General features: G+C 66.1%; 1 protein-coding gene and 1 pseudogene. One reads left to right on the forward strand and one right to left on the reverse strand.

Annotated elements, in window-relative coordinates; genetic code table 11:
* The coding region (locus AACY52_RS29730; protein ID WP_339561290.1) for an XdhC family protein at nt 1–321 on the forward strand (321 nt) is incomplete at its 5' end.
* A gap of 1 nt (nt 322) precedes the next feature.
* Here the strand turns inward: AACY52_RS29730 and AACY52_RS29735 are convergent.
* Nucleotides 323–552, reverse strand: a pseudogene (locus tag AACY52_RS29735) (LysR family transcriptional regulator); the annotation flags it as partial.

The raw sequence follows: 552 nt of genomic DNA on the forward strand, positions 1-552 counted from the left end.
GGTGTCATGCTCGTAGACGACGCGGTGATGCCGGAGTGCGCGCGGGACGCCGGCGACACGGCGGCGATCCTGGTGCTCACGCACGACCATGGCCTCGACTATCGGCTGACCGCAGCTGCGTTGCGGAGCCGGGCCTGCTTCATTGGCTTGATCGGTTCGCAGACCAAGCGCGCGCGGTTCCTGTCCCGCTTGCGAGGCGAGGGGTTTGGTGACGACGACCTTTCCCGGCTTACGTGCCCGATCGGCCTGCCCGGCGTGACTGGCAAAGAGCCGGAAGTGATCGCGATCGCCGCGCTCGCCCAGATACTCTCTCTGCGTTAATCTATTTACGGGTCGCTTCCGCCTGCATGCCGATCTTGCTCGCCATGATCTCGGCGAGGGCGTGGACGGCCACCGGCGGGTTACGTGCTGCCCGGACATAGACGCCGAGGTCGCTGCGCAGTGCGCGTGGCTGCGTGATGGGGACGTGTACCAACTCACGGGTGCGCAACTCGATCTCGATGCCGATCCGCGTCTGGAACGACAGGCCCAGACCGCGCAGCGTGAGTTGCT

This window comes from Pseudomonas sp. EA_65y_Pfl1_P113 (assembly GCF_963970525.1).
Taxonomy (GTDB): Bacteria; Pseudomonadota; Gammaproteobacteria; order Pseudomonadales; family Pseudomonadaceae; genus Aquipseudomonas; species Aquipseudomonas tritici.